The following is a 3556-nucleotide window of genomic DNA, read 5'->3' as shown; positions in this document are numbered from 1 at the left end:
TCTATGCCTACACGCTGGCCGACAACACCTCGGGCGACAACACCTCGGCGAGCTTCGCGGTGGTGATCAGCGACGCCGACGGCGATGCCGCCCCGGCGGGCAACCTGGTGATCTCGATCGTCGACGACGCGCCGATGCTCGGCCAGTTCATGGCGGCGGTCATCCCCAATGAAGTCGGCTCGGTGACCGGGACCTTCGCGCTCCAGCCCGGGGCGGACGGTATCGAGAAGTTCAATATCACGGGGCCCGCCATCAGCGGCATCTCCTATACAACGTCCATAGGTCCAGATGGCACCACAATCCTTCTTGGGAAGTCCGGCAGCACTTCTGTCTTCTCGCTAACCGTTGCTTCAGACGGAACATATCATTTTGACCTGATCGAGCCGAAAGCAGCAACAAATACAACCGTCCCATTGGCCGGCATGTCCGGAGGAAATGCTCAATTCAGGGAAACCTCTGGCGGGCTCGTCGAGTTTTCGACTACTGCGGGCCACACGGTTAACAGTTCGGGCACGGGATTCGGTGTAGACGATCAGCGCCTCGCGAAAAGCGAGCAGTTTACGATGGAATTCCACAGTGTGGGACAAGCCGGGGTGGACAATCTACCAACCGAGAATCCGAAATATGTCAGCAGCGTCTCGCTCGCATACGGCGACGTGAACCTGGGGAACAGTGCTACCGATAACTTCATACAGTATAAGTGGACGGCCACGAACACAGGTACCAACACGACCGCCTTTGGTTTCATCACCATCACAGACGGAATTGGGGGATCTCTGCTGGTGAACCCAGGATTTGACTTCAATGTTCTTACGATCGAGGGCGTTGATGGCGTCTCAGGTTCTGGAAAGGGCGCTAGGTTCACGGCAGCAGAGGTCGGCACAACAATTCTTCCCGCAGACCAGAATTATGACTTCCAAATTGTCGCGGTGGATCGCGACGGAGATTCCAGCGTCGCTCAAACCCTTCATGTCGATCAGGTGGCAGCCGGATCGGGGGGCTCCTATACTCTGACTGGCACGGCCGGCGACGACACCATTGCCGGAAGCACCAAGGCGGACACTATCAACGGTGCGGGCGGTTCGGACATTGCCGACTATACCGGCAGTACGTCGGCGGTGTTCATCAATCTCGATGACAATGGCAGCGCTTCGTTGGGTGCGACCGTTGGCAGCCAGCCGGAAGGGTCGATTGGCGGTGGTGATGCGGCTGGCGATACGCTGACGGGCATCGAAGGGCTGATCGGCGGTTCCGACGACGACTTCCTGCACGGCAACTCGGGCGCCAACTACCTTGCCGGCGGTATCGGTAACGACTCACTTTATGGCGAGGGTGGCGCTGATTCGCTCTACGGCGGCCTGGGCAATGATACGCTTTATGGTGGCGCCGGTTCCGACACCATGACCGGCGACGGAGGCGGCGATACCTTCGTGATCGATCCCGATTCGCTGAGCAACATCCATGACGTCATCGCCGACTACAATTTCGGCGAGGACGATTCCGTCGACCTGTCCGCGCTTCTGGGCAATCTGCCTTCGGGCACGAATCTCGACGGCAACTATGTCCAGGTCGTGCAGGATGGGCAGAACGCCAACCTGCAAGTGGACACGGACGGCAGCGCCGGCAATGCTCAGGGCTGGCACACGGTCGCCGTGCTGGAGAACTTCCAGGTGTCGACCGAGGTGGTGAAGGTCCTATTCAACGACGAAAATGGGGCGAAAACATCGCAAAACATTCCACACGATGTTCCATAACGCAACGTCGGTCTCGACAGCTCAGCGGTTCTCGGTAATCATCCGGGAACCGCATTTTCCAGGGGGAATCTTTTCATGATCAGAAGCATGCTGGTGGGGGCGATGGCCGCTCTTATGCCCGTTTCAGGTTTCGCGGCCGATCTCATCGTCGATTATGCGCCAGCCGCGAGGCAATGCGCCGAAGCCAGCCAGTCCTCGCTCACCGTCGACCAGGACGTCGCGACATTGACCAAAGAGGTCGTTTCGCGCATGGACGAGGCGATCGCTGTCGCCGACGATCCGCACTGGATCTCGTCTACGCGGCCGGCTTTCGTCTGGGCGTCCGAGACCAAGGTTGCCTGCGGCAAGGCCTATGGTTACCTGCAGTCCAACTGGCGCGACGAGGACTACATCGCCAAGTGCGATTGCTTCTACACCAAGATGCGGAATTTCATGAATTGAGACCGGCGCTTTGATCGTCATGTCCCACCCTGTCGTTTCACCGACGAGGCGGGTGTCGCGCGGTCGGCGGTGGCTGGCCCTTGGCGCCCTCGCGCTCGGTACACTTGCGGGCTGCCAGGGCGCACCCACGCCCCAGGACGTCCTCGACGTGGAATCACCACAGGCGAGACACGCGCGGCGCGCGGCCGAACATGCCGTGAAACCACAGGAAACTTTCGGCAGCGGGGCGACACGCATCGCACTCATCACGGCCCTGATGGCGCCGTCAGGTGAAACGGTGCGCGAACGCGATATCCGGGACGGCGCGTCGCTCGCGATCGATGAGGTCGGCGGCGGCCAGCTCTCGTTGCTGGTCGAAAACACCGACGGTTCGCCACAGCAGATCCAGGAGGCGGCAAAGCGGCTTGCCGGCCAGAACGTCGCGCTCGTCGCGCTGTCCGTCGCCGACGTACCTGTCAGCACCGTGCGCCAGGGGCTCGGCGCGTCTCGCGCGCCGCTTTTGGCCCTGCGCGGCAACGGCGCCGAGCGGCCGGCGGGCACCTTCGCTTTCGTGTCCGACCGCATCGACAGTGCCGTCGAGGGGGCATCCTATGCGGTGGCGTCCGGCCGCAAGCGGCTCGTCGTGCTCTTGCCGAGCGATGTTTCCGCCGCCGAGCGACAAAGACTTGATCGCGGGCTTGCCGGATATGGCATCAAGCCGGCGCTCGTCGCAGTGACGGGCACCACGGCATTCACCGGCGATGCGGCCTCCAAGGCCAAGTTGAAAGATACTGATGGCGTGCTCCTGATCGGTTCGGGGGAGCCGGATGTCGGCGCTTTGTCGCAACTCAAGGCCAACGGCTATCTGAAACCCAACGCGATGGTCGTCGGCAGCTCCGGATGGGCGAATGCCGCTTACAAGCGCCCCGAACTTTCGGGAAGCCATCTCTGCCTGTTCGGCCCTGAGAACGGTTCGCGGATGACGTCGCGTTATCTCGATCGGTACGAGCGCGCCGCCGGCGCCGATGCGGCCTATGGCTTCGATGTGATCGCGCTTGCCGCCGGCCTCGTGCGCAGCCAGGGCGAGGACGCCATAACGCAGGAGAGCCTTCGCTCTCCAAACGGCTTCATCGGCGCGGCGGCAGCCTTTCGATTCGAGGGGAACGGCTCCGTTGAGCGAACCTGCGCGATCTATCAGGTCACCTCCGGGAGTGTGAAGCTGCTGGATCCAGCGCCACGTTCGTTCTGAAGCGCTAGCTAGGCTCAGGACCCATTAATTGGTTGAATTGACGACTGGGTGGTGATTCAAGGTGGCAGGAGGATGCCACCTTGACTGATTTGCTGATGTTGACCCCGGAGCAGATGCGCCGGATTGAGCCCTA

The 3556-nt window shown here is 61.4% G+C and carries 3 protein-coding genes; all 3 read left to right on the top strand.

Features of this window, described 5'->3' with window-relative positions; all coding sequences use genetic code 11:
• Positions 1 to 1754: type I secretion C-terminal target domain-containing protein (locus AC0C6X_RS29955; RefSeq protein WP_472956654.1), on the top strand; the 1754-nt coding region annotated here is incomplete at its 5' end.
• A 75-nt stretch (positions 1755 to 1829) separates the two neighbouring features.
• Positions 1830 to 2195: a hypothetical protein gene (locus tag AC0C6X_RS29950; protein WP_173518335.1), complete on the top strand. Its 366-nt coding sequence runs from the start codon at positions 1830 to 1832 to the stop codon at positions 2193 to 2195.
• Between the two features lie 196 nt (positions 2196 to 2391).
• Positions 2392 to 3423 carry an ABC transporter substrate-binding protein gene (locus tag AC0C6X_RS29945; RefSeq protein ID WP_472956652.1) on the top strand — a complete coding sequence of 344 codons (1032 nt, stop codon included), beginning with the start codon at positions 2392 to 2394 and terminating at the stop codon, positions 3421 to 3423.
• The last annotated feature ends 133 nt before the right edge of the window (positions 3424 to 3556 follow it).

The organism is Ensifer sp. VA4, from assembly GCF_055710065.1.
Note: the sequence above shows the minus strand (reverse complement) of the source record. Positions and strands in the feature narration are given on the sequence as shown.